Here is a 25,052-nt window from a genome sequence, read left to right as displayed (position 1 = left end):
GCGACTACAGCTGGCTATCGCACTTCGACCTGGGCCTGAACTGGGCCGTGATCATCAAGTGGCTGCCCAAACTGGCCCAGGGCGCAACCCTGACCCTGGAGCTGGTGGCAATCGCGGTGATCGCCGGCCTGCTGCTGGCGATCCCGCTCGGCATCGCTCGCTCGTCGCGCCGCTGGTACGTGAGCGCCCTGCCCTACGGCTACATCTTCTTCTTCCGTGGCACGCCGTTGCTGGTGCAATTGTTCCTGGTCTACTACGGCCTGGCGCAGTTCGATGCGGTGCGCAACAGCTTCATGTGGCCGTACCTGCGAGATCCGTTCTGGTGCGCCACTGTCACCATGACCCTGCACACCGCCGCCTATATCGCCGAGATCCTGCGCGGTGCTATCCAGGCCATCCCGCCAGGTGAAATCGAAGCGGCGCGCGCCCTGGGCATGTCCAAGCCCAAGACGCTGTTTTACATCATCCTGCCCCGCGCCTCGCGCATCGGCCTGCCGGCCTACAGCAACGAAGTGATCCTGATGCTCAAGGCCAGCGCCCTGGCCAGTACCGTGACCCTGCTGGAACTGACCGGCATGGCGCGGACCATCATCGCCCGCACTTACCTGCCGGTAGAGATCTTCTTCGCGGCCGGGCTGTTCTACCTGCTGATGGCCTACATCCTCGTGCGTGGCTTCAAACTGCTGGAAAAATGGCTGCGCGTCGATGCGTGCCAAGGACGCTGAGGCACGCTTCAAGGCGCTGGATGGGTTCCTGATCGAGCACCAAGGGCTGTGGCGACCACGGCCCTTCACCCATCTGCACTTACCCTGGGAAACCAACCACCCGGCGCTGTCCCGATGGCTGCGCCAGCGCTCGTTGGCCGAAGCCGAAGCCAGTCACAACTCCCCCCACGATCTGCCTGCGCCTGCACCTTTTCCACAGCTGGCCGCTCAAGCGCTACACCTCAGTGCTGTGGATAAACTACCCACGCACATGCTTGAACCTGCTCGCCACCGCCTGAATGTCGACGTACCCGGACGCAAGTGGCAACAGATCGAAGCCTTCGGTGCCGCGCTGAATTTTGCCGAAACGCCCACCCATTGGCTGGACTGGTGCGCCGGCAAGGGCCATCTAAGCCGCCGCCTGCTGCAACCCGGCCAACAGTTGACCTGCCTGGAATACGACCCTGCCCTGGTCGCATCCGGCCAAGCCCTGAGTGACCGCCATAACCTACCCGCAGCCCATCGCCTGCAGAACGTCATGGCGGATATGGCGATCAACCCCCAACACACACCAGTCGCCCTGCATGCCTGCGGCGATTTGCACGTGCGCCTGCTACAACTGGCCAGCGCCGCCGGCTGCAAACAACTGGCACTGGCGCCCTGCTGCTACAACCGCATCACCGCCGACCGCTACCAGGCATTGTCCGCTGCCGGGCGCGCATCCCGACTGCAACTATCCATAGAAGATCTAGGCCTGCCCCTGAGCGAAACCGTCACCGCCGGCAACCGCGTGCGCCAGCAACGGGATACGTCCATGGCCCGACGCCTGGGCTTCGACCGACTGCAACGCCAGCTGCGCGGTTGCGACGAATACCTGCCAACGCCGTCCCTGCCCGCCAGTTGGCTGGACAAACCTTACGCTGACTACTGCCAGGAACTGGCGAACCTAAAGGGTTTATCCACAGGCGAACAGGATTGGACGGCGCTGGAGGCACACGGCTGGCACCGCCTGGCCGAGGTGCGAAACCTGGAGCTGGTAAGAGGCCTGTTTCGACGCCCGCTGGAAATGTGGCTGGTGCTCGATCGAGCATTGTTCCTGCAAGAGCGAGGTTACAACGTCGAGGTCGGCAGCTTCTGTGAAACAGCGCTGACGCCGCGCAACTTGATGGTGCTGGCCGAGCGCGATTAAGGGGCGAAATTTCCCACACGCCCCTGTGGATAACTCTGTTGATTAAATCTTTACCGAGCCAGTATCTATCTGCGTTACAGGCCAAAATCGACCCTGGTCATTTTTTGTTCACAAAATAAAACGCACGCAAAACAGGCAGTTGCGGCGCGTATAGAACGCTGTCACAAAACGGCTGCTTCATCACGTTATCTACCTGCCGATTGTGCATAAGCATTTGGGGTAAACGTATAAAGCGTAATTTATGCGGTTTTTTTTGGGCCTTTCAGCAGCCGCAAAGCTGCGCGAGACAGCCAGGCTGCGGCGTGGTGAATGCACGCATATATGACCTACCTCGGTTCCAAAGAGCAGAGGCAGGGTGATGGAATAGATGAAATTCACCGTGGATTGCGGGGATGGGAATTGACGCTTGAGGGACGAGGAAAACCCGCCATTCGAAGAAAACCTCTCCTTCTGCAAAAATAGTCAGAATTCAGGGGTTTACAGAAGCTTTCCAATCGCTATAATCGTCGCCCTAACACGCCGGTATAGCTCAGTTGGTAGAGCAACTGACTTGTAATCAGTAGGTCCCGGGTTCGACTCCTGGTGCCGGCACCATTTAAAACAAGGGCTTGCAGCGATGCAGGCCCTTTGTTTTTCTGCAATACGTACAAATAGACGTACATTGTTTTCTGAGGCTCGCGAGTTATCCACAGAGCCGCCCATCTGAAACATCATTTCCCCGCACCTTGCCCTGCAACCGTTTTGACATAAGCCTGGCACGCCCGCAGCGCAATCAGTCCTTGGTCCCCGTCACCGGTGATGGCGAGAATTCGTTGAGCATGCGCTGGGTCAAGTTGGGCTCGACGGGCTGCATGAACCACGCCGACGGCGCTGGTGGATGTAGGCACGTTGCAGCCACTGGCTGTATCCGCTGAGTCGATAAGGACTGACAGCCTGACATCAGAAGTGGCAAGACGATCGCGCAGAACAGCCTGGTTGCGCTGGGCATCGGATAATTCCTTGGTGTGTTGTTGGTCCTGGAGAGCGAGCTTTTCCTCGGTGGCCAGGCGCTTATCCAGCTCGGCCGACTGCTGAAGCCAGGCCTCGCCAGTGATTGCATCCAGTTCCTTCTGGTGGTGGGCGCCCTGCTCCGCGATACGCTCGGCCATCTTCTTGCCCAGGCGCCAGTCCTGAACCTTCCATGCCCCGCCAAAGCCGATGGCCAGCGCCAGCAGGATTGCCAGCCCCAGGCCGATCAGGTTCTGTGCAGGCGTCATCACGGCACATCCTTGAAGAAAACGTGGTGCCCGAGGCGCAGGGTCTGCTTAGCCTTCGCCGCCCAGGCCGGGGCCTCCGGCATCGTGTTTGCGTAGTAGTGCGTGGCGCCACCGGTTGGATCCGATACCGCACCCGACATCACCTGATCAGCCGCACGCTGGGCCTGGGCGAACTGCGCGGCCGGGATCTGCTTGGCGCCACTCAGGTAGGCGTAGTTCGGGTCGTTCTGGTTCCAGCAGCTGAACTGCCATGGCTTCAGGCACACACCGGCATAGCCCTCGCCCCACCATGACTTGGCCTTGCCATCGAACACACGGTTGCGGATGGTCCAGGCCACGGCGATCTGCCCGTCCAGCCCCTCACCGCGGGCTTCGCCCCACAGCGTGCGCGCCAGGATGTCTCGGTCTCTCTCGATTGCGTTCATGCTTTTCTCCAGACGAAAAAAAACCGCACAAGGCGGTGATGGTTTCCAGGTCGGCGGTCAGGCCGGAACCACGGGCCACTCGATAGCGTCCGGGTAATGCTCTTGCTCGGGCACTCGGCTCAGCGCAACGCGGTACTTCTTCCAGACCTTGAGCAAAGCAATCTCGGCGTCAGTGGCTTCGTCCACATCGACCGCATCCTGCAGCGGCGCGACGGCGTAGTCTGCTATGGCTCGTAGACGGGTAATCTCGGCCTGCGCCTCTTTCAAAGGGTCAGTAACAACCGGCGGCGCCTCGGGCATTTTCGGAACCGGCAAGTCCGGAACCATTATGTGAAGCGTGATCATCGTTTTCAGATCGTAGGGTTCGCCATCCATAGTGACGGTCACGGTCAGCAGGCCTTCAGCGAAAGCGATATCGACCTTCGCGGTGTCCTCCGAAGGATGCAGCGAGTAGCCCCAGCCCTGATCTAATGGCGGAAAAGGAACCATGCCCAGGGTGCCCGTGACGCAGTACACGCCGACACCAGAGCGGTAACTATCTACGTCCTTGCCTCCGAGCGATGTGATGTCAAACAGGGCGCCGGTTTCGCCCACGATGTTGATTGCTGCTCTTGCCATGTTCAGATCGCCTTTAAGGTGCCGTCTTGGGCACGGGTGGTATTGGAAGTGTCGTAGATAGTTCGCCAGCCGTTCTGCACCCCGACCGAGTTAACTGTTCGCCAGTAAAGATTGCCGTTCAGAATATTCCCGACAATATCAACAGCAAAAAAAGAACCATCGTAGAATCTTGAACGGATGCCGGATGCATAGGTAACGCCAGGTGGGCCACCCGTGGTCCCTTCCCCGTAGGATAGGAACCGACTACCCTCAACAATAAACGCTGAGTTCCCGTCGACCAGTTGCGCTGGTGAAATCTCCATGACGTTTCCCGAAGCGATGCCAACATTCCGAGTTGCCGCACTACCCAGGCTATTAGTCTTCGCATATAGCTCTGCCGTCATCGAATTGATTTTTACAGCGGCGCTTCGGGTAGTGTCGCCGCCGGCGCCTGTTGGGGCCGTGCCGACATTAATTTCTTGCCTAGCCATTTAGATGTTCCTTGTAAATTACATTTAAGCGGTTATTTTTCCAAATATCGCAGGAAGCAAAAAGTAGATTGGATTTGATACAGTCGTAACGCTAAATCTCAAAAGCGAGGCTGCAAAATCATACCTAAGCCCAATCCCGCGGGATTCATTATTCCCGCCCATCATCGGCATTCTGGAATTATTTACCATCAAATAATCGCCAAGCTCATAACTCATCGGAACAGAGTACCAATTAGTAGGCAGCCCCTGTCCGCTATAGGTCGTATGTGTGTAGGTCCAGTTTTGTAAGGCCCTGGTAAATACTGCTGCTTGGGTTCCAGAATCAAATATTTGCTTTCCAGTCGCATCCCACAATCTCAATCCATATGAGGCAGTAGGTTTCGATGAAAATGCCGCGACAAAAATAGCGCCTGAGTGGGCTTGACCTGATGTGACACTACACCCCGTCCAGGCGCCTGGCGTTCCTACTAGGAGAACGCCAAGCTGAATGAGCGATCCGTTACTTTGAGGCCGAACGAAGACAAGTGGAGGCTCCTGCGTGTCAATAACCGAAGCAAAAACGATGGAAACGCCCGCTGTATACGTGCCTTTGTGAAAAACACACAGCCTCGCATATTCGGAATCAAGAGAGACGGCGCCAGCGTCATTAGCCACCTCTAAACCATAACTCATTAAATCCACCTCATAACTATTAAGCGCATCGTCGCCTGGGAAATAGAATCATTCGGCCTCTGACCTAGAAAGTTTCTTACAGAGACTACTCCATTCCCCATCTCGCACTCCAACTGCCTATTAGTTGCCAAGCTGTCATCATTATTATTGTTGATCGGCAGCATGAAACATACTGAATTGCTAGGGCTGCATCCAGGCACTGAAAACGTTTTCGTGGATCTACCCTCGCCCGCATATGAAACAAGTACGGACAGAACAACCCTATAAGTTGAGGTACCCGTATCGAATTCCAGCACACCAGCCGATGACCATATCCTCAGACCGGAACTCATTCGCTCAAGTCTCCGATCTGAACCCGCTTCACGTTATTAACATCCCAGAATCGCAAAGATCGATTCGTCATAATCGAGCGACCTTGCCCTGGCACTACGCCGTTAATCTCGAAGGTTCCGTCCTTGTTGAGGATCCATCCTTGCTGGCCTGCGATGTAGTTGGTCGAACTGATGTAAGACCCGATCTTGGCGTTGGTGATAGTGCCGTCCTGGATAAACGCAGCCTTGATAAAGGTCTGCCCACCTGTGACCGCAAAGGGCACCGTCTCCGCCTGGCCGATGGCAAACCTGTCAGCGTCCACGATGAATTGCGACTGCAACCCCCCTGGGCCGTTCTCCAGCCCAAGCCCAATGCCGGCGATCTTGTACAGCCCGGTGGCGGTTTCGTACTGCATCCGCACCGACCAATTCGCCGTGACCTTACCGTCGACCGTTTGAATGGCCGTGGTGTTGGTCTGGATGGCCAGGGTGTTGCCGTTGACCGAGTTCTTGACCGTTTCGATGCTGGACGACAGCGCTCCGACGGCATTGATTCTGGCGGTTTGCTCAGCAACGACTGCGGCGGCGTTGTTGGCCACCTTCACTTCCACTGTGTCGGTTCGCTGCCCCTGCACCAGGTCGCCCTCGATCAGGGCGGATTGAACGGACCAGACGCCTACATAACTGGCCTCCGACCCCATCAAGGCACTGTCATCACCCTGAAGCGGCGGGTTGACCTGCAGGTAGATGCCGTCTACTCGCTGCGCCGTGGTGGTGACCTTGCCGTCGAGCGTGGTAACCGTGGCTTTGAGGGTACTTAGCCCGCTGGCCGTGGCGTTCACGCCGGTGACTGGGTCGTTGACCGTGACCTTCACCGCATTGAGCTGTTGCGCCTGGGCGGTGATGTCCTGGCCGTGCTGGTTGATCGTCGCCGAGTTCTGCTGAACCTGAGTCACCAGGGCGTTGACCGTCTGCGTTACCGTGCCGATGTCGGTCCAGTAAGTAGCGTTCGGCGGCGGGCTGTTCGCCGGAACCGGGCCGTTGGCCTGATACAGGTGCTGCCCCATGCGCACGATATCGTTAAGCGCGTACGCCTTCGCAGGGTCGTACTCAAGCGCGTCGACGATCTGGTCAATCAGCCCTTCCAGTTCGTCCTTGGCTGCTTCGATGCGGCCATTGACAGAGCCAGGCCCCGTCCCGTCGATGAGGTCGATCCGGTCCTTCAAATGCTGACCCAGGGCGGTCTCGTCTATCTGCCCCTTGATCTGCTCAAGAATCGGCCCGGCATCCGAACTGGCCTGCCCCATCACCCCATTCACCACCGGATAGAACGGCCCGATGTTGCCGGTACGGTCCACCAGGCGCGCCCAGAAAAACAACGTGGCGCCCGCCAACAGTTGCTGCATGCGGTAATCGGCCTGCGGATAGGCCAGGTCCGTCAGCTTGGTAGCCACCGACAAATCATTGGCCGGGCCATACCACAGCTCGGTGCGCTGGGTGTCCTCGGCGCCGGCGGGGAATCCCCACTTGATGCCGATGCCGAACAGCTCGCTGGTGGTGGTCAGGAACGCCACCGCCGGCGGCAGGCCGACCTTCCCTTCCAGGCTGGTCAGTGCCGACGTGGTCGGGATCGAGGACACATTGAGCGCGCTCACCGCCCGCACCCTGGCCATGTATTGACCGGAGTAAATGCCGCGCACGTCGACCATCTGCTCGGCGGTGCGCGGCACAGTGACCCATTCGCGCGCGCCCCACTTCCATTCAACGTCATAAGCCACAGCGTTCGGCGCCGCGTCCCACGCGATGGACATGACGGTGACCGCAATCCCCTGCTCGATGACAACGTGCTGGCTGAGCATCACCCGGGCCGGAGCGTCCTGACTACCCACGGGAATACCGGTTATTGGCCGAGGGTCCACCACGGCCCCGTTGTCGATTGCTTCAAACTTGCTCGGGTCGTGCTGAATAACTTCAAACTGGAACTGGTGCCACTCCGGCCGCGTGACGTTGCGGACGTAGAACTGCATCAGCTTCAGGTCTTCGTAGTCCAATATCCAGCCACACTCGGCCTGGGGCTGCTCGCTGAAATCGGCCATCACGGTGACGTCGCGCCCAGCAACCGACTTCACCACCCGCCCTTCGGACTTGCCGCTTGGCAGGTTGACCATCAGGCGCGCGCCGACCGGCACCACGGTATCGCGATCGAGCGTAACCACACGTCCGGCGGCCGCAGCGATCCGGCCGCCGTTGTTCCGGCCAACCAGCATCGGGTCGGCCACGGCGATCACCTGACCAGGCTTTGGAATATCACCGTCGAGCCCGACCCGAAACACACCGCCCTGGGTCTGCAGCTTTTCGGTCAGCGCCGCCCACTGCCCGGCGCGCTGCGCCTGACCCAGGGATGTGCAGGCGATGGCGTCGATGGTGGTGTCGCGCACGATTCCGCCAAGCTCGACCATCGCCTCATCATCAAACACCGGCTCCTTGTCGGTTTCAAAACCCTGGTCCGGATTATCCCAGGACACCATGTAGAGCGTGTGCCGATCGCGCGCGCGGGTGCCTTCGTACTTGATAGCGCCATTGTTCAGGATCTGCGTCTGGTTGTACGTGTACACCGGATCGCCTGGCATATCGGCATTGACCACGATCTGGCTGCCGTCCCAGTAGGCCAGGCCATGGAATATTGACGCCAGGTCCTGAAGCACGGCGTAGGCTTCGGCCTGCTTCTGGAAATAGAGGTTGCAGGTGAAGCGCGGCTCCATGCCCCCCTTCCCATCCGGCACCATCTGGTCGCAGTACTGCGCGATGCGATAGAGCGACCAGCGATCAACCATTGTCGCGTCGATCCGGTCGCCGAGCCCGTAGTACGGGTGCAGCACCAGGTCGTAGAAGATCCACGCCGGGTTGTTGGTGTAGACCTCCTTGAAGGTGCCGTCCCAAATACCGTTGCTTGTGCCGGTGCCCGACGTTGCGTAGGTGCGGGTTGTCGCGTCGTAGTTGCTGGGCACACGAATAATGCGGCCACGCATGAGGACGGCGATCTTGGCGATATCGCCGCCGAAAGTCTGGGCGTCGTACTCAAGACAGCTGACGGCGGTGAGCGGGTATTCCTGATCGCTGTCGACCACCTCGGCAATTGCCTTGACGATCATCTGATCGACAACCAGGTCGGAGTTTGCATTTGGGGTCAGGCGGCGGACGCGAATAGTCCAGCGGGTTCCGGCGGGCAACTCCAGGCGGTGCGCTCGCTCGTACTCCGTGATGTTCTTGCGATCTACGGCCGATACCAGCACTTCAACGTAGGGGCCGTTGTCGGTGGATATGTCCACGGCATAATCGATACGCACGCCATTGATGTTACCGGCGGCGTCCTGACTGCGAAGCGTTGGCCAGCTCAGGCGGATGCGCGCGGCATCGCTCATCGAGTTGGTGATGGTGTACAGCCATGGCGTTCCGTAGATCAATTCCTTCTTGACGTCGATCTCGTTACTGGATTCCTGTATTCCCTCCAGGCGCTCCTGATTCAGCTCTCCAGAACGGAACTGCCACTTCACACTGGGATAGTTGATCGTGCCGTCAGCGGCCTTCACGGGCGTTCCGTTGAGCTTGACTGAGCGCAAGTCGTCGACCGGACCAACAATAGGACCCCAGCTCCACAGGTAGGTGATTCGCGCGGTGGAGATCGATGGCACGCTATTGGAGGCGATGCTCGGCTGCTTCTGCTTGGCCTGTCCGCCCTTTCCGCCAATTACGGCCCGGCGCTTACGAGGTGCTGCGCGGCGCGCCTTCTTTGCTACTGCGCTCATGCGCCCTCCAGAATGCAAAAACCCGCCGAAGCGGGTTGGTTGTGGTAACTGAATCAGATGTTGTCTTGGGTGTAGATCCCGCCAGACTCGACCGCGCCGCCGATCTCGCGCTCGCCGTAAAGCAGTGGGTATGGGTTGCCCTGGGCAATAGTCGTAACCGCCCCGCCGAAGCCGTAGCTCGGGTTGTTGCCGTCATCGTTCTGGCCATCGGCAGTGGCCTTGGTGGTCGGCGACAGCATTTGAACAACGCCACCCAGGCCGACAGCGGCGCCGGCGGCGAGAAGGCCCATCCCCAGAGTTGAGGTGGTGCCGCCAGTAAATAGGCCGGCCACGATCAGCACCACGCCGAGAAGCGTCTGAAACATGCCCGCCTGTTTGCTGCCCTGGATAATCGGCTGAATGCGGATGTCGCCCTCACCTCGGCCCACAAGGTCAAGCTCCTGCTCGCCCAGATTGCGCTCATCGACGAACACGGCGAACACAAGGCCGCGCTCTTCGGCGGTGCGCAGGTACTTCTCAAAGCCCGGCTTCATCATGCACAGCGCCGCCATGGCATCACGGAAGCTGTGAACGTCCAGGGTGTACTGCTTGCCAAACTTCTTGCCCAGCACGCCGCCGAGCTTGATGGTACGCATGGTCATGGGTGGTAGTCCTTGTGCCTGAGGATCAATTTGACGCGGTTCGCCATCGACCAACCGTAGATTTCACGGGCAGCCAGGCGGCCAGGCATGTGGTGGTAAATGAACGGGCCGGAGCCACCAAGTTTCGGTCCCGATTCACTGATCAGCGACGGCTCATCACCCAGGTAAATCACTGCGTGATTCGGGAAATAGCACTCCCGGCCTGGCGTGGGGATCTGCAACACCAGCATGTCGCCGCGGCGCGCCTCGTTGACCTGGTAGAAACCAGTCGCCGCGAAGTTGTCCTCGTAGAGGCTTGGGCCATCCTTATCCTCCCACCACAGGTCGGAGCGTTCGAAGTTTGGCAACTCCAGGCCCGCCTCGCGCGCGTACCAGTCGCGGCAGGCCGCCCAACAGTCAAGCAGCCCATGGGAGAAGTCACGACCCAGCAGCGGTGCCTGGAAGCCCGAAGGCTTGAACCACTCGAAGTCACCGCCGGGCCAGCCGACAATACCCCAGGGCAATTCGTGCAACTCGCAACTGACGCGGTCGGCCATGCTCGGCGCCGGCGCCTTGTCGGGGTGGCTATGGATGATCGCCAGAACCTCGCCTCTATCTTCCGCCCGGGCCATGTCCTTATGGTCGATCTGGAAGTGTTCGCGCGGCGTGGTGGCCAAGTTTACGCAAGGCACGTACTCACGGCCGGCGGCGGACTTGATGACCACCCCGCAAGCCTCGGCCGGATAGTTCCGCTCGGCGTGCGCGCGGATCTCATCCTGTAATTTTTGGTTGATTCGCATGGCTACCTCGAACTTGCAATAAGGCTTGCGCCCATGGACCCACCGAAGCGCCGCGTGTTGCCGCGAAGTTTGCAGCTGCTCCACCAACCGCCGCAGCGATCGAGGGCGGGGTTATCCGTGGGCTGGTTCTTTTTGTCGAACATCGCGGTGCCGGTATAAGCACAGGCCTCTTGCCGGTAACCGCCCCGGCAGGCCCAGCGGCAGAGCTTGGTGATCTGCTGGGAGGGCAGCATATGCCCTTCCATATCCGTGGGGCTGGACAGCGAGAACGTGACCGAGATGCTGGGCAGCGCCTCAGTCTTCTGCTCGATAAACCAGAGGTTCGTTTTCGATTGGTCGCTGGCTTCCGGGTTGCCGTCGGGGAAGTTGGCCGCGTCCAGGAAGTGGCGGAACGTCTCGATCACCTTTACCCGGGCGCCGGCCAGGTCGCGGAACTGAAAACACAGAGCAGTAATCGCGCCGCGCACGCCGCCGAGCTCGTCATCCACCTGCAGCGTTGGTGTGGCCGGGCGCCCATCACCGCGTATGTCGAAGCCCTTGGCCTCGATCTGGAGCGGCGAGTAGAGCTGCCCCTGCCAGATGATGTCGCCCTCATGGGCATGGCCGTGGAACCGCCAGAGCATGCCGCCCAGGCGCGTAGCGTCCAACTCGTAAAGCCTGATCTGGTTGCCCGGCTCGAGCTTTTGAATGTCGGCGTTGTAATTCATGGGACCTCAGAAACAAGAAACCCCGCATTTGGCGGGGTCTGGTGAAGTTTACGGTTACGGCGTGTAGGTCTGTTTGAACGTGAACGAGAGCGTCCACAAGCCGGCGCCGAGCGGCTTGGACTTGTATCCCTTGCAGCGGTATCGACCCTGAACTCCACCGGGAGGCGTCCAGATGAACGCCTTGTATCCCTCATGCCGATCGATGAAATCCCTAACCAAGGGCAACTCCTCACCTACGGCCATGACACCAGAGTGCGTCAAGTTCCAGGTCTCGCTTTTGGTGTTGATGCCAATACCGCCCGCCTGGGTGTAGCCGTCACCGAAATCGTTCTCCCAGGTACGCTGGTCAATCTCCCCATCGCCACCCAATTGAACGCAGTAGCTGAATGTTTCAACCATCAGATTCGCCTCCAGAGCAAACCGCCCTGCCCCATTTCAGCCTGAAGCACACGGCGAATCTCAGCCACCAGCCCCTGGCCAGCCGCCTCCCCCTGTTTCCGTGCATCATCTCCACTCATTCCCGGCTGAGCCTGGACCGTGACGGGAGCACTGATGTGAATCCCACCCCCACCGCCAGCACGTTCGCTGCCGACGCTTTCCGTTGCCGAGGTTTGCCGCGCTAGGAAGTTGGTAAGGTCCTTGTTCTGCGCCGGCGCCACGACCCGCTCACCGCCATCGAGAAGCCAGGTGCCTTCTTTGGGGATATTTCCCATACCGTCATGCGCCATACCCGCAAGCGCTGCACTTGCAACGCCGGCAACCATTGGTGCGGTGGCAGCAGCGGCTGCTGCGGCAGCTGCAGGTGCAGCGGCCGGCCCCACGATAGGAATCGCCGCTGTCGAGGCGAACGCTGCGAGGCTTGCCTGGAAGGCCGTTGCCTGGGCATTGGCCACCAGTGTCGGCACCGCACTCGCCTGGGTGGTCTTGCCCACCAGCATCTGCACCGCCTGATAGACCAGCCACTGCGCAGCCATATCGGAAAGAGCCTGCAAGGTTGACTTGGCGAAGTTGGCTACCAAGTCACCCAGAGCATCGCCAGCGTCTTCTGCCCCACTTGCAACATCAGAGAGGAAAGTGCTGAGGCTGCTCTTTGCTCCACCCAGGACGGAAGAAGTCGCATCGGCCGCCATCGCTGAATAATCCGTTGCCGCGTCGACGTAGTTCTGCCATGCGCTGCTGACACCATCCATCCAGTTCGATTGAGCTTCGTCGAGTTGGTTGTAGTAGTCCTGCTGAATGACGATTCTCTCGGCCAGAGCCTCCTCCAAGAGAGCGGTTTCCTTGTCGTAGTTCTCCTGTGCATCAGGATCGCCAGCCAGCGTTGCGTCCTTGTACTCCTTGTACATTTCCCGGCGCTGTTTGTTGAAGTCCTGGTCAATCGACAGAAACTCTTTTAGCCGAGCCTTGTACTTGTCACCCTCACCAGCACCAGCGAGCTCCCGGTCAAACCCATCCTTGGCTGACTGATTACTTTCTTTGAGGTTGTAGCCCAGGGCGGCGAGCTTCGCGGCGTCCTGATTGGCCTTTACCAACGCTTTCTTCGCATCGAGATCAGCGGCCAGCCCTTGCAGTTCTTTCTGCCTGGCCTCACTGAGCTTGGCGTAGTTGCCGCTGGCGATTTCAAACGCCAGCTTCTCAACCTCGGTCGCTTTCTGCTTTTTCCCCGATGTTTCGTCGATCAAGGCAATCTGGCGCTTGTAGTTTTCCTCGGCATCCTCAAAGGTTTTGAGGTTTGCCTTGAGCGCGGAGGTATGGCTCTGGGTTTCTTTCGTGGCAGCCTTATTCGCGTCTGCCTGGGCCTTGGACGCGTAGGCGGCTGACATGATTGCAGTCTTGTCCGCCTCGGATAGCTCTTTGTGCTCAGCGATATAACGGTTTGCCTCCTTTACCTCATCGTTATTGTCTTGGAGTTTTCCGAGTTGGGTTTGCAGGGCTTTCAGGTACTTCTCACCAGCAGCGGTCATACCCGTGGTCGCCTGGGTAGCGCCAGTCGTGACAGCCACTCCTTTGTTCATCTCGCTGTTCAGGGCATTGAGACGATCCCGCGCTTCGGCTTGCGCGGTTTTAACCAAGGAATAGGCGCCGGCTCTTTTTACTAGCGAATCGACGAACTTGGGGTCGACCTGGCTGTTAGATCTCAGCTCTTCCAGGATCGGCGAAAGATCCTTGCCAGCTGCGGATGCTTCCTCAATTTTTTTCTTGTACTCAAGAAAAATGGCGGTTCCGCTCGCACTCGATCGGGGGCCCACCAAACCTGTTTTAAGCATTTTCTGGAGTTTGTCGTACTCCTCGCCAGCCGCCTTTATACCCTCTGCCTCAGCTTCCCCCCAGCGAATCATGGCTGCAGCTTTTTGGTCGCGTGTCAGCTGTTGGAATTTGGCAATAACCTCGTCGAGCGGACCTTTCAAGCCCTCAAGGCCCTGAGCCGCCTTCTCGGTGCTGGAGCGGAAGTCGGCGAACGAGAGTGCTAGGGCGCCAGCAACGAAAAGCAGACCAACCGGGCCGCCCATCAAAGCCAGTAATCCGCGGCCTGCTGCGGCCATCACACCAAATGCACGACCGGCGATACTGGCTGCAGCGGCAGCTCTGTCGGATGCAACCGCAGCAGCATTAACGACCGCAGTGGTTTCTCCGTACGCTAATGCAGCCGCTGTTCTTTTCGCATATGCCGCCTGTATCTCCAGCGAGGTCGCAACGGTAGTCGAGGCAAGAGAACGCTCGGCCTGCTCAACTTTCTTTGTGACTGCAACTTCAGCGAGTCGAAGTTCCGCAATGCGGGAGATCGACGCGGCCCGGCCGGTATCATTTATTTGTGCCGCCAGCCGCTGCTGCTCCAGCAAGCGCTCTGCTGCCAGGGACGCCTGAACGGTCGTGATGCTTGCGAGCTCAGATGCCTGCCTGACACGATCTGAAGCTACCTTTCCTTGTGCCGAGGCGATTTCAAGATTGGCACGTTGAAGTAAAGCCTTCGCATCAATTTGCTTTGCCTGCGCTGCGTACAAGTCGCCCTTCGCTGTTGCGGCAGTAGCGGTCAACAGCGTTTGGTTTGAAGCGGCAGCGTAAAGAGCTTGAGCCCCTTGCTGAGCAAATCCACCGGCGACTCGCCCCAGCGCCACGTATAGCCCAGTTGTCATAGCTTGCGCGAGCGCGTCGGAATTGTTTCGCAACGAGGTCAGCGCGCCCGGCAAACTTCCGTCTATCGCTTTTGACAATCCGACAAACTCAGCGGCCACCTTCGCACTCGCACCGGTGGCCTGATCCAATTCGCCGATAAGCCGAGTCATTGAGTTGCTGATCGCGGTAAAGCTGTTGCCGATTGTCGTGGCGGTCTTGGCAAATAGGGTGTCCACCGCGCCCGCTTGGCTTTGTAGCGCCTTGACCACTGCCTGCGCAGTAAGCTCACCGGCAGCCCCCATCGTGCGCAACTGCCCAACGGTTTTGCCCATGCCTGCCGCAATTGCCTGGGACAACGCCGGGGCCTGCTCCATCACGGAGTTCAGTTCTTCACCGCGCAGCACGCCGGACGCAAAAGCCTGCCCTAATTGGATAAGCGCCGCGTTAGCGCTCTCCGCTGAAGCACCCGAGATCGCCAGAGTCTTGCTGATCGTCCCAACGACCCCAGCAACACCCTCTCCAGACAACTTGAGAGCTGTCTGATTGGTGGCAATTCGCTGATATAACTCAGCAGTTGCCGACAATGGCTGCCGAGAGCTTTGGGCAATGTCGAAAACAGCTTTCTGAGCCGCAACCAGTTCGTCCGACCCATTCGTTACGAGCTTGAGACGATTCGTTAAGGAGCTATAGGCCTCGGTGGCCTGATATACGCTGTTTAGGCTGAATGCCGCCGCCAAAGGGCCAGCAATCTTTGACGCGACGCTCGATAGCGACAGGAATTGACCCTGTAGCGCATTGATTCGTGCCGATGCGGCATCAGCAGCGGCCCCAGTGCTGGCAACAGACCGGGATGCGCGATCCATTCCTTGCTGGAAGCCGCCAATACGGGCTATCAGATCCAGAGTCAGCGTGCCAAGAGATCGAGATGCCATTTACTTTTCTCCAGGCATTAAAAAACCCGCTTAGGGCGGGTTTACAGCCTTGATTATTTAGCCTTCCTTAATACAAGGAAGATACATTTTGTTCTCAAACTCATTGATCGCTTTTTCTTGCATGGCCTTTGTGCTGTAAGCAGGTTCTTCATACGCAGCAATGACAAATAGACGAGATATTTTTTCAATTGTCTGATTCTCGTTCTTGCTTAGTTCGATAGCCTTTGTCATGGGCACACCGGCCTGCCTTCCAGCCATTATTTGCTTTGCTAAAAAGGCCATGGCGTTGCAGCTCTCGTCATCCGCCTGAACAAAAGATGAAGACGCAAACAAAGCCAAAAAAATCACTGAAAATTTAAACTTGGCCATCAAGAACCCTCCCTGTAAGAAGAAGGCAATCTACCACCATCCATGGCGGTGATCACGCCCACTCCGCCATTGCCTTTTCTAGCGCAAGCGCTTGGTGATCAGCGTGCGGCATGAAATCAGCAATCTCGGCCTTACCGCCCGCCCCTCGGTTAACCTGCAAGGCGATGATCGCCGTAGACAGCTCCATGCGGCGACCAAGGTTGAGCGTTCCATGCTTGTCGCGGTAGGCAGACCAGGCCAAAACCTCAGCGTATGAGAGATTGGCCTTTGCCTCGGCGATTGAGCACCCGCCGACTCCGTTGAGCACCAGTTCGTGCAACAACTCATCGGCGGGCGTCAGTTTTTTACCGGGTTGTTGACCTCGTTCACAGCCTGCAGAAGCACCACGCCGAGGCCAGAATCGAGGTTTACCGCATCCTCAAAAGGCAATTCCTCCTCACCGGTGTCGCCCAGCATGATGCTCGCCGACAGGTACCGGGCGTTTTTGAAGCGCTCGGCCTCGCCACCGGCGAACATCGCCTCCATGACACCGAAAGCATGCCGGCGAACATGCACTTTGAACTTGTCGGTCACCTCCTTGCCTTTGGCGTCGAAGTGTTTCCACTCCACTTCCCGCGCCACCAGGGCGTCAGCGATGACGCCCCCTTTCTTTTTAAGTTGAGCCAGGTTCATGCGATCCCCTTAAGCGGTCTTGCGAATCCAGGCGGAGCCGCCGGAACGCTGAATGGTTGCGGCGGTACTCACCACAGTGTTGGCTGCGAAGTCGAACGGGAAGTCCGAGACATAGCCGTCGAAGACGAACCAGGTTCGCGATGGCGGAAGCACAAAGTCATCGCCGCCGGCATTGAGCGTTGGTGGAATATCGGTGCCGTCCGACCAGCCCACAGCCCATGCGACGCTCTCGATGCTGTCATCTTCCGAAAGCTGGTGAAGGCGAACGTGGGACGCGTTACGCGGGTCCGCATTGAGCGTCAAAGACGCTTGCCCTGGAGTGCGCAGTCCGCGCAGGTAACGACGAACCTTGTCGCTCAGGCAAGTGACCTCGATCTGATCAGCTGGGTTACCGCCTGGACTGAAAGCGGTTGCGCACTCAATCTCAAGCACCACAAAAACTGCGGGATCAGCCGCACTCGGCACCAACGCGTAAACCTGGGTGCCTTGGGTAAGAATCGACATGGCTTTCTCCAAATGTCGGGCATAAAAAAACCCGCACTCGGCGGGTTGATTGGGGTGATGCTCTATCGAAGGGTGATCCAGTCGATATCAAAGCTGCGGTGGTAGTCCTTCGTCGTCGGGTCTCGCCCTGACGCGCCCCAGCGGGTGATGTTTGCCTTCAGTTCCAGCGCACCCCGCAAAGCTGCCGTGACCTGTGTTGCCGACCCCGCGCTGGCGGCGTACACGTCGACCTGCAACGTGAAGCCGTCGGCGTCCGGTCGGCCTGCGAGGTAGTTTTCTGGATTGCCATCAATCAGGTTCCACACCACGTAAGGCTTCACGACGCCTTCGGGCGCCTCGCCGAATGAGTAAATTCGGCAGTCAACGCCCGAACCGATGAGCGCATTCACGACCGGATCGGTGGAGCAAACCAGAAAAATAGGTGGGTCCATCAATTCCCCCTGAGCGCTGCATCAATTTCTCGGCCAAGGCTTGCGACAAACTGTTCTGTTACCGCGCCGACATTTGAAGAGAAGGCCGGGCGCATGAATGGCGCCGGCGGCGTGAACTGGGTGCCAAACTCGATGTAGCGCCAGTGCCGCGTGTCGCCGCCAGGGTTTCCGCTTGCGTCCTTGCTGTGCTGGTTAGAACCGGCACCGCCTCGAATGCCGACGCGCATCACCACGCCTCCCTCGCGCCTGGATTGCTTGGTCGCTTCCTGGGTGATCACGTTGCGCCAGATTTTTTCCTTGGTATCAGGATCATCCAGGGCCTTAGCGCGGGCTTTCACGTCGTCGCGGATGATGTTCATCGCTTCACGGGCAGCCCGACGAAGGCCTTTTTTCTGAAGTCGCGGCGCCAGGCTCCGCATCTTGTCGATCGTCGACGCCACACCTTGGAGCTGGGCAGAAATTGAGCTAGCCATCCTTCACCCCCTTCGAAACCAGCAATGTCAGGTACTCAAGCCCGGACTTCTTGTCGGCAAGCGGCGGGCCCTCAATGCTGTAGGTCTCGCCTCGATGGATCACACGCATTGTCGGCAGCACACCGGCCCGGTAGCGAATCACCATCCGCCCAGTCACTTGGGACTGGCCTGCCTTGGCGGCGATCATGTCACGGGCCGATAAATCCTCAACCGCCGCCCAAACCTTGGCAAATTCCACCCAGGCCGGAGCAAGGAAGTCGCCAGTAACCGGGTCTCGCGGCGTGATTTTGTTCTGGATTTCGACACGGTGGCACAGTTTTCCGGCTTCCATTAGAAACGCTTCCTGTACCAGAGCAAACGCTCCACCGCTGTCGGAGTCACGCCGGCTGCGGCGTCTTCGCGATTTTCGTACCAATGCCCCACCAACAGCAGAATGGCCTGCTCAACGTCGGCGGTGATTCCCATCTGATCAGGCTCGACTGGGGAACCCTCGACAAGCTCACGATCACAGTGCATGGCAACATGGGACTTGGCGCCCTCGATGTAACCGGTGATGAGGGCATCTTCCTGATCACCGTCCACTCGTAGGTGAAGCTTCACGCGCGCCAGGTCGATCATTTACTTGTTCTCTTTCGGGGCCGCCGACTTCGATTGCTTGGGCGCTGTCGACTTAGTCTTTCCGTCATCGTCAACTTCTTCCGCCAGCCCCTTGCCAATCAGGGTATGGGCATATTCGTCGTCGACTTCGCCAAACACCTGCCCAGCTTTCACTGTGGTCGATTCGGCACCCAGCAGGGTCGCGTTACCGACGAACCCCCAAACTGCTTTGATTTTCATGTTGCCTCCTGAAACGAAAAGGCCGGCACAGGGCCGGCCATTGCAAGCTGAGGGGATTACGCCGCGGCAGCGAAGCGACCTTTGACCAGGCCTTCACGGCGGCGTACACCAAGACCGAGGCGCTCTTCAACCAGCAGGGCACGTTCGTTCTTGATGAATTGATCGTTGATCAGGCCCATCTTGAACAGGAACGACATGCGGTCGAACAGCACGGAAGATCGCGCGAAGTTCGCCACCAGGAACTCACCGCCAGTATCGACATCACCCTCATCGACACTGTCGGAGGTTACAACCGGGCGACCCCAGAGGACGGGTGTAACCAATCCTTGCAGGTTCGCGAACAGGTAGCGGTTCTCGCCGTCCTTCTGAAGCTCGATGTTCATCCAGTCGAGCTCGGTCATCACAATGCCGTCGGCGGAAAGCATCGACTGCTTGCGAACCTGGTAGATCGCGCGGCGCACCAGATCGATGGCGGTATCGCCAGCCTTGGTCAACGTCGCGTCGTACACGGTGGCCTGGGTCATCAGGCCATTCAGGTTCTCACCGGTGCCATCACCCTTCAGGATCTGGCGCTCTTCCTCGAGCTTGAGGTCGTAACGCAGCAGTTCCTGCAGGTAGGCCATCAGTTGAGGAACGTCGTCCAGTGCCTCGTCGGTCACTGGCATCCAGACGGCGATCTTCTTGACTCGGTCGGTTTGGGTTGTGAAAGTCACGTTGCTGGTGGGCTTCAAACCCCCTTCGGCAACCGGCGCCGCACCGCGGGTGTGCAGGTTTTCTTTGAAATAGGTGTAGTTCTGTCCAGACACCGGCACCGTGGTCAACAGATCGCGGATGCGCAGTTCCTGGCGGATGCCGGGCTGGATGACCGGATCGTAGTTAGGAGCAACGATGCCGGCGCTGGTGACCTTCATTTCCTTCATGCTGGCCATGTCGGACTTGGTCACTTCGATATCGGCCAGGGAAACGCTCTTCGCCTGCAAAGACTTGTAGGCGTCGTCATTTTTCACCAGATCGATAAAGCTCTTGGCCTCGCCCGGCTGGCTGCGCAGTTTGATGCCCTTCTCTTCCAGCTTCTGAACCTGCTCGATCACACGCTCGATTTCGCCCTTCTGCTTTTCGATCTGCGATTTCATCTCGGTGGTGACGGTGTTGCCTTTTTGCATCTCATCGGCAACAGCGTCGTATTTCTTTTGCAAGCCAGTGAAACCTTCCTTCAGCTGGGTTTCGAGCGTGGCTTTTACTTCTTGGATTGGATCGGTCATGGCGACACCTTAAAAAAATTGTCAAAAGTGGTGGAGAGTGATTTCAGCCCTTCCACGATCGCCGTGGCCTCAGTACCACCATCGCGGTGCACTGCGGAGTAGCCGAGCGAGGCGACTGCTGCCGCCTCCTTTTGGGAAAGGCCCATGCGATCGCGCAGAGCCTTCTCAAAAATTCTTATGTCCGACTTCACGTCGGTGACTTGTGCCTCTGGGTTCATGCCGAAAGGCACCAGCGATGCCTCCCAGAGCTCCGCCTGCTTGATAATGCGGATGCTCCGACCTTCACGCTCTTCGTACGCAGCCAGGATGGTGTTGAAGCCGATCGACATACTGTCGAGCGTGCCCTCTTTCATCAGCTCGTATGCGTCACGGGCATAGCTCACCGCCAGGTTCACCTTGCCCTTGATGTAAAGGCCATGACTGTCCTGGGTGAAGTCTGCCGAACCTACGAGGCGGGTAAGGTCATGGAATAGCGCCAACTTCAGACGCCCGGCGCGCGTGGTCTTCACCTTGGTGAATGCTCCAGGGAGAATCACGTCATCGCCCAAGTCAACGTTATTGAACACTGCCGCATAACCTTCGAAGTTGCCCAGGTCATCACTGGCCTTAACTTCAAAGGGGACTTCAATCTTGCTTAGCATTGGTCTGCATCTCCCACCGGGTGACCCGGTCGTATTCGGCGCCAGTCATCCGGGATTCGTTTTCCTTCTCGCGGACTTCGTTAATCGTCAGCCACCCAGATCCCCCAGATCCGCCAAGCGCGGCCTGGTAGTAAGCGGCCCGGCCAGCGCTATCAGCGCGCAGCAGACCCTCCACAATGAACTCCACAAACTGGGGTTTATCGCGGAAGAGCTTGTCGTTGATCTCATCCTCGATCGCGTCGAGGTAGGGCTTAAGGCCGAAGGTCACGTACCCGCTGGTTTGCTGCTCCAGGTTCGAGCCCATGATCGAGGTCTTACCAGCGCGGTTGGCCAGGTACAGGGGCACGCCATAGCAACCGGCAATGGCCTCTTCCTGGAACTGCTGGGACTCAATGAACTGGCTGTCCTTCTGACTCAGGCCGGCGGGCACGATCTTCGGGCCGCCCTGCAAAATGCCCATCGAGCCGATGTCGTTGATGTCGCCTTTCCGCACGTCAGGGAACTTCTCCATGATCTGTGCTTGCTGTACTTTCGTCAGGAACTGGTCGTAGATGACGTAGCCGCCGGTAAAACCGCCCTTGCGCATGAACATCGCCGACCAGTTTTGCGCCGTCTTGGCCAGTCCCATTGTTTCCGCCTGGTACTCAACAGGGGACAGTCCGTTGATGCCGTCCATGCTGAACAGCTTGAAGTGCAGCATGTTCTCCGGCGATACAGGGAAACGCTTGCCGCCTATCGTGACCCAGTAGATCAAGTCGTCAGAGGTGTCGACCTGAACGTTGTCCGCGCTCACCGGGATGAAGCCGATCCAGTCACCGTTATCAGCGCGCTCAATAATGCTGTATGCATTCCCCCGCAGCGCCATGTTCACCACGGCGCACTTCAGGAAGTTGAGTTTGGTCATGTACGGATTGGGCTTTCTGAGCACCCGTGCCGACCTTGATTTGGAGTCGACCAGTACACGGCCCGCGGGGGTGTCCTCAAATAGCTTCAGTGGCAGCCCGGCGGCAGACTCGCTCAGGATCTTCACGCACGCCCATACGATCGGGATTGTTATGGCTGTCTGCGCCGTGATTTTCACGCCTGATTTCGTGCGTTTCCCACCGGCAACCATGTCAACCTCAACATAGTTGCCGGTGGCCGGATCGGTGTAGCCGAACATGCGCCATGACAGCGGGTTGTACCAACGAGATGCCATATTCAGCCTATGAGTTCGAGCCGATAAGTCCGAAGAACCCATCAGCCAGGTAATTGTCGAGGCCGCTCTGGGCCTGGGGGTTAAGCGAGAGCAGCGAGATAGCGTTAAAGGCCGCCATCAAGGGGTCGATCTTCGCCAGGCCCGACGCCTGCTTGGTGATCAAAATTGCGTTACCGGCTGGTACCACCCGCGCATTGCCACAGCACCAGGCCATCATTGGTTGGCCGCCATGGACCAGGCCGCCCTCGGCGAGCTTTCGCTCAGTGGTCTTGATTGCGCCGTTCAACTTCCAGCCTTGGCTAATGCCGATAATTTTGTCTTCCGGAATCCCGGCCTCGGCGAGCGCGTCGAGAATGGCGCCGATGCCTGACGGGTCGACCCCGACCTTGTCGAGTAAGCCGGCAGCTTCGACCCGAGCGACCAACTCAGCGACCTCCTGCACGTCCTCGCCGATTGTCTCAACCAGAGTCAAATCACCTTCTACGGAGAAGTCGCGAAAGCGCGGAGCTTCGCTCTTGCGCCGTTCCAGCACGGATGGGTGAGCCCAGGCGTGCGTCCAGAGCAGCCACTGACGGGTGAGCTTGTCGCGGCCAGCAACAGCAAAACCAAGCAAGTCATCGAGGCCGCCTCCGTCAATCCCAACGTCGACGACCTCAGACCGGTCAATCAACTGCTCGAACGTCAGCCCCTCCGGAGCGGCCTGAACCTCCCAGAACTCTGCGCCAGCCCAACGATCCGAGCGCAGGTTCAGCCCTATCTCGATGTTGAGATGCTTAGCCAGAAACTGTTGAAGGGTGCCATCAGAGGCGCCCTGTTTCTTTTTGAGCTCGTCACCCAACCACTCAGCGCTAACCGAGCGGCCTATGTTGGGGTTGGTGATGTAGAAGTTTTCTGACCTGAGGTACGCCTTGTCCTCAATCATCTGCAAGGGGAATTCGTACAAGATGCCCAGTGTTTTGCGATCGAGGATTTTGCCGTCCCGCACATTCCGCCAGTAGCTCAGCTTCTCCTTGAACACGCCGGCGGGAGGGTCATCGCTCTGGGTTGTCAGAAAGATGACCCACCCCTCTTCGCGAGAGATCTGACCACCGAGCGCTTCCATAAACATGGATTCAGCATTGGAGCGCTTGCCGAAGACCCAAAGCTCATCGACCAAAACTTTGCCCGACTTCTTGCCTGACACGGTATCGGTATCAGCGGCAACGACCTTCAACGAGTTCCGCGTGGTGCGGTCCGTGATGGTCCTGATGTGATCCTGGATATGGAACATTGCTGACAGCTCTGCGTCAGCCCTGACCATGGCCGCCGCCGGCTTGAATGCGTTGTCAGCGACCTCGCGGGTTGGAGCCAGGATCAGATGCTCTTCTTCCTCTCGCCAGCACAGGATCAGTGCGGTGAGCATGATGCCGGCTGCGATGGTGCTCTTCGTGTTTTTCTTGCTGATCAGTAGGCCGAACTCTCGGATCAGCTGCTTGCCAGTCTCAGCATCGTAGGCCCCGAAGATACAGCGAACGAAATTGAACACCCACTCATCACAGCAATCCGCCATCCGTGGCTTACCTGGCAGATCAGGGACGCGTAGTTCCTTGAAGATCTGCAGGGCGCGCTCGGCCTCCTCCACGAAGATCGGCGGCGGGATAATCGATTCGCGGGCGACCAACCGCCGCTCCCAGTCGGGGCACGCTGTCGACCACTCCATAGCTAAACCTGCTTACCGTTCGTTGCTACTAATTTGGGTGGTGCCTGCCGGGAGAATTTCCCAGCGGCCTGCTCGGCTGCCTTCTGCTGCTCGTCCTTCTTACCGCCATCTGCCTTTTTGACATGGGTGTATTGAACGGCGGCAATAGCTGCCCGAACCTGTATTGGGCTGGCATCCAGCTGGCCAAGTGCAATCTTGGTCAGTAGGGACAGCATGTCCATCTCAGGAGCCGGAACTGGAACCGCCTTCTCGCGCTTCAGCGCACCGCCGTGTGGCTGCGGCTCGAACTCCACGGACACCGCCGAGGAGTTTGCTGATTCAGGATCAACCTTCTTTTTCCGGCCAGCACCCGGCCGAGCGCCGCCAGAGTTGGGGCGAGCGCCCCCGCTCTTGCCTTTGACGCCTGCCATTTGCTGAATTCCTTTTTCAAAAGGGGGAGAAAATCTGCGCGTGAGAGGGGGAGTGGTCTGGAGAAAAGTCGGTCTCCATAATTTGACCGCCCCCGGGTCTCAGATCGGGGAGTTGGCGTGCCTCAAGGTGCGAGTGACGTGCTACAGATCGACTCAGGCACCCTGCGCCTCCTCTCGTTGCTTCTTCGATGAGTGGCAAGGTCCGCACAGGCTCATCCAGTTGGCTCGATCCCAGAACAGTGTCATGTCTCCTCGGTGAGGTATGACGTGGTCGACGGTGTTCGCTGCCGTCACCTTGTCCTCGCGCTGGCAGTACACACAGAGCGGGTTCTCGTTGAGGTGCACCAGTCGGGCCTTCTGCCATTCGTAGTTGTACCCGCGCTGGCTAGAGGTGGTCTTGCCAGTCCTCCACGAACCAGGTGCCGCGGTTGCCAGTCTGTTGCCTTGGGTGGCGACCCTATTACCCAGGGTCTGGAGGCGAGCCATCAGGTCACCTTGCTCCCATCCATGTAGGTCAACGGCATGGCGTCCGGGTCTTGCTCACCCTGCTCGTCCGCCAGCACTTCGATCATCAGAATCTGCTGGCTCGCTATCTGTTCGAGCAGGGAGGTCTGCTTCTTCTGCTCGGTCAGCAACTCGACCAGTAAGCAGCTCACTTGCTCGCTCATATGCCAGCCTCTTCATCTTGTTGAGCCATTCGCGCCGGGCGGCGCATCCACTGCAAGCCATCACGCCTCCAGCGAAAGCTTGATCGAGGCCAGCATCACACCAAGCGCTGCTGACTGAGAGGTATTGGCCAGCTCCACCACCAGGGATTCTACGCGGACGACCTCAGCCTGCTCTTCAGCTGGCATATCACTGACCATGCCTTTGATCTGGTAGTACTCGGCGCTGACTGTGCTCATGGTGTGGTCCTTGTTGCGCGCCACGAT

General features: G+C 58.6%; 30 protein-coding genes and 1 tRNA gene. 3 read left to right on the top strand and 28 right to left on the bottom strand.

Annotated elements, in window-relative coordinates:
• The first annotated feature begins 35 nt into the window (after positions 1–35).
• From BLU48_RS30205 to BLU48_RS30195, 3 genes are all read left to right on the top strand, one after another.
• Positions 36–725 carry an ABC transporter permease gene (locus BLU48_RS30205; protein ID WP_046072631.1) on the top strand — a complete coding sequence of 230 codons (690 nt, stop codon included), beginning with the start codon at positions 36–38 and terminating at the stop codon, positions 723–725.
• A complete protein-coding gene (locus BLU48_RS30200; RefSeq protein WP_057025445.1) occupies positions 706–1,893 on the top strand; it encodes a methyltransferase in 1,188 nt (395 codons plus the stop codon). Before BLU48_RS30205 ends, BLU48_RS30200 begins: the two co-directional genes overlap by 20 nt.
• Positions 1,894–2,411: 518 nt before the next feature.
• Positions 2,412–2,487: transfer RNA gene (locus BLU48_RS30195), tRNA-Thr, on the top strand.
• 116 nt (positions 2,488–2,603) lie between these two features.
• Here BLU48_RS30195 and BLU48_RS30190 read toward each other — a convergent pair.
• The 28 genes from BLU48_RS30190 to BLU48_RS30060 all read right to left on the bottom strand — a co-directional run bounded on the left by BLU48_RS30190 (position 2,604) and on the right by BLU48_RS30060 (position 25,025).
• Positions 2,604–3,149: a lysis system i-spanin subunit Rz gene (locus BLU48_RS30190; protein ID WP_083348210.1), complete on the bottom strand. Its 546-nt coding sequence runs from the start codon at positions 3,147–3,149 to the stop codon at positions 2,604–2,606.
• Positions 3,149–3,574 (bottom strand): cell wall hydrolase, encoded by a 426-nt coding sequence (locus tag BLU48_RS30185; protein ID WP_057025736.1) that lies wholly within the window; start codon positions 3,572–3,574, stop codon positions 3,149–3,151. The genes BLU48_RS30190 and BLU48_RS30185 overlap by 1 nt, the downstream gene beginning before the upstream one ends.
• Positions 3,575–3,631: 57 nt before the next feature.
• Positions 3,632–4,192, bottom strand: a complete 561-nt coding sequence (locus BLU48_RS30180; RefSeq protein WP_057025737.1) for a tail fiber assembly protein — start codon at positions 4,190–4,192, stop codon at positions 3,632–3,634.
• Positions 4,193–4,194: 2 nt separating this feature from the next.
• A complete protein-coding gene (locus tag BLU48_RS30175; protein WP_057025738.1) occupies positions 4,195–4,662 on the bottom strand; it encodes a hypothetical protein in 468 nt (155 codons plus the stop codon).
• Positions 4,663–4,686: 24 nt separating this feature from the next.
• Entirely contained in the window at positions 4,687–5,334 is a 648-nt protein-coding gene (locus BLU48_RS31945) for a hypothetical protein (RefSeq protein WP_124356071.1), read from the bottom strand.
• Positions 5,335–5,662: 328 nt separating this feature from the next.
• Complete coding sequence (locus BLU48_RS30170; protein ID WP_083348209.1) at positions 5,663–9,451, bottom strand: TipJ family phage tail tip protein; 3,789 nt, start codon at positions 9,449–9,451, stop codon at positions 5,663–5,665.
• 53 nt (positions 9,452–9,504) lie between these two features.
• Positions 9,505–10,092 (bottom strand): tail assembly protein, encoded by a 588-nt coding sequence (locus BLU48_RS30165; protein WP_057024690.1) that lies wholly within the window; start codon positions 10,090–10,092, stop codon positions 9,505–9,507.
• Positions 10,089–10,871, bottom strand: a complete 783-nt coding sequence (locus BLU48_RS30160) for a C40 family peptidase (RefSeq protein WP_057024691.1) — start codon at positions 10,869–10,871, stop codon at positions 10,089–10,091. The genes BLU48_RS30165 and BLU48_RS30160 overlap by 4 nt, the downstream gene beginning before the upstream one ends.
• Before the next feature lie 2 nt (positions 10,872–10,873).
• Positions 10,874–11,578: a phage minor tail protein L gene (locus BLU48_RS30155; protein WP_057024692.1), complete on the bottom strand. Its 705-nt coding sequence runs from the start codon at positions 11,576–11,578 to the stop codon at positions 10,874–10,876.
• 54 nt (positions 11,579–11,632) lie between these two features.
• Positions 11,633–11,977, bottom strand: a complete 345-nt coding sequence (locus BLU48_RS30150; RefSeq protein WP_057024693.1) for a phage tail protein — start codon at positions 11,975–11,977, stop codon at positions 11,633–11,635.
• The gene (locus BLU48_RS30145) at positions 11,977–15,624 is read right to left on the bottom strand and encodes a phage tail tape measure protein (RefSeq protein ID WP_057024694.1); all 3,648 of its coding nucleotides are present in this window, start codon (positions 15,622–15,624) and stop codon (positions 11,977–11,979) included. Before BLU48_RS30145 ends, BLU48_RS30150 begins: the two co-directional genes overlap by 1 nt.
• 57 nt (positions 15,625–15,681) lie before the next feature.
• On the bottom strand, positions 15,682–15,993 hold the full coding sequence (locus BLU48_RS30140; RefSeq protein ID WP_057024695.1) for a hypothetical protein: 312 nt from the start codon (positions 15,991–15,993) through the stop codon (positions 15,682–15,684).
• Between the two features lie 52 nt (positions 15,994–16,045).
• Positions 16,046–16,312: a phage tail assembly protein T gene (locus tag BLU48_RS30135; protein ID WP_082636716.1), complete on the bottom strand. Its 267-nt coding sequence runs from the start codon at positions 16,310–16,312 to the stop codon at positions 16,046–16,048.
• A gap of 17 nt (positions 16,313–16,329) precedes the next feature.
• Positions 16,330–16,665, bottom strand: a complete 336-nt coding sequence (locus BLU48_RS30130) for a phage tail assembly chaperone family protein, TAC (protein ID WP_057024696.1) — start codon at positions 16,663–16,665, stop codon at positions 16,330–16,332.
• Between the two features lie 9 nt (positions 16,666–16,674).
• Positions 16,675–17,169: a phage tail tube protein gene (locus tag BLU48_RS30125; RefSeq protein ID WP_057024697.1), complete on the bottom strand. Its 495-nt coding sequence runs from the start codon at positions 17,167–17,169 to the stop codon at positions 16,675–16,677.
• 62 nt (positions 17,170–17,231) lie between these two features.
• Positions 17,232–17,600, bottom strand: a complete 369-nt coding sequence (locus BLU48_RS30120; RefSeq protein WP_057024698.1) for a DUF3168 domain-containing protein — start codon at positions 17,598–17,600, stop codon at positions 17,232–17,234.
• Entirely contained in the window at positions 17,600–18,073 is a 474-nt protein-coding gene (locus tag BLU48_RS30115) for an HK97-gp10 family putative phage morphogenesis protein (protein ID WP_057024699.1), read from the bottom strand. Before BLU48_RS30115 ends, BLU48_RS30120 begins: the two co-directional genes overlap by 1 nt.
• Entirely contained in the window at positions 18,066–18,404 is a 339-nt protein-coding gene (locus BLU48_RS30110; protein WP_057024700.1) for a phage head closure protein, read from the bottom strand. Before BLU48_RS30110 ends, BLU48_RS30115 begins: the two co-directional genes overlap by 8 nt.
• A complete protein-coding gene (locus tag BLU48_RS30105; RefSeq protein ID WP_057024701.1) occupies positions 18,404–18,691 on the bottom strand; it encodes a head-tail connector protein in 288 nt (95 codons plus the stop codon). The genes BLU48_RS30110 and BLU48_RS30105 overlap by 1 nt, the downstream gene beginning before the upstream one ends.
• Positions 18,692–18,910, bottom strand: a complete 219-nt coding sequence (locus BLU48_RS30100; protein WP_057024702.1) for a DUF7302 family protein — start codon at positions 18,908–18,910, stop codon at positions 18,692–18,694.
• A 56-nt stretch (positions 18,911–18,966) separates the two neighbouring features.
• Entirely contained in the window at positions 18,967–20,172 is a 1,206-nt protein-coding gene (locus BLU48_RS30095) for a phage major capsid protein (protein ID WP_057024703.1), read from the bottom strand.
• Complete coding sequence (locus BLU48_RS30090) at positions 20,169–20,813, bottom strand: HK97 family phage prohead protease (protein ID WP_057024704.1); 645 nt, start codon at positions 20,811–20,813, stop codon at positions 20,169–20,171. Before BLU48_RS30090 ends, BLU48_RS30095 begins: the two co-directional genes overlap by 4 nt.
• A complete protein-coding gene (locus BLU48_RS30085; RefSeq protein ID WP_057024705.1) occupies positions 20,797–22,011 on the bottom strand; it encodes a phage portal protein in 1,215 nt (404 codons plus the stop codon). Before BLU48_RS30085 ends, BLU48_RS30090 begins: the two co-directional genes overlap by 17 nt.
• 7 nt (positions 22,012–22,018) lie before the next feature.
• On the bottom strand, positions 22,019–23,710 hold the full coding sequence (locus tag BLU48_RS30080) for a terminase large subunit (RefSeq protein ID WP_052224552.1): 1,692 nt from the start codon (positions 23,708–23,710) through the stop codon (positions 22,019–22,021).
• 2 nt (positions 23,711–23,712) lie between these two features.
• Positions 23,713–24,120: a hypothetical protein gene (locus tag BLU48_RS32140; protein WP_197678341.1), complete on the bottom strand. Its 408-nt coding sequence runs from the start codon at positions 24,118–24,120 to the stop codon at positions 23,713–23,715.
• Between the two features lie 153 nt (positions 24,121–24,273).
• Positions 24,274–24,606: an HNH endonuclease gene (locus BLU48_RS30070; protein ID WP_057024706.1), complete on the bottom strand. Its 333-nt coding sequence runs from the start codon at positions 24,604–24,606 to the stop codon at positions 24,274–24,276.
• Positions 24,606–24,788: a hypothetical protein gene (locus BLU48_RS30065; protein ID WP_057024707.1), complete on the bottom strand. Its 183-nt coding sequence runs from the start codon at positions 24,786–24,788 to the stop codon at positions 24,606–24,608. The genes BLU48_RS30070 and BLU48_RS30065 overlap by 1 nt, the downstream gene beginning before the upstream one ends.
• 60 nt (positions 24,789–24,848) lie before the next feature.
• A complete protein-coding gene (locus tag BLU48_RS30060; protein ID WP_167659866.1) occupies positions 24,849–25,025 on the bottom strand; it encodes a hypothetical protein in 177 nt (58 codons plus the stop codon).
• Positions 25,026–25,052: the final 27 nt, after the last annotated feature.

Origin of the sequence: Pseudomonas synxantha (assembly GCF_900105675.1) — a bacterium.
GTDB classification, from domain to species: domain Bacteria; phylum Pseudomonadota; class Gammaproteobacteria; order Pseudomonadales; family Pseudomonadaceae; genus Aquipseudomonas; species Aquipseudomonas synxantha.
Note: the sequence above shows the minus strand (reverse complement) of the source record. Positions and strands in the feature narration are given on the sequence as shown.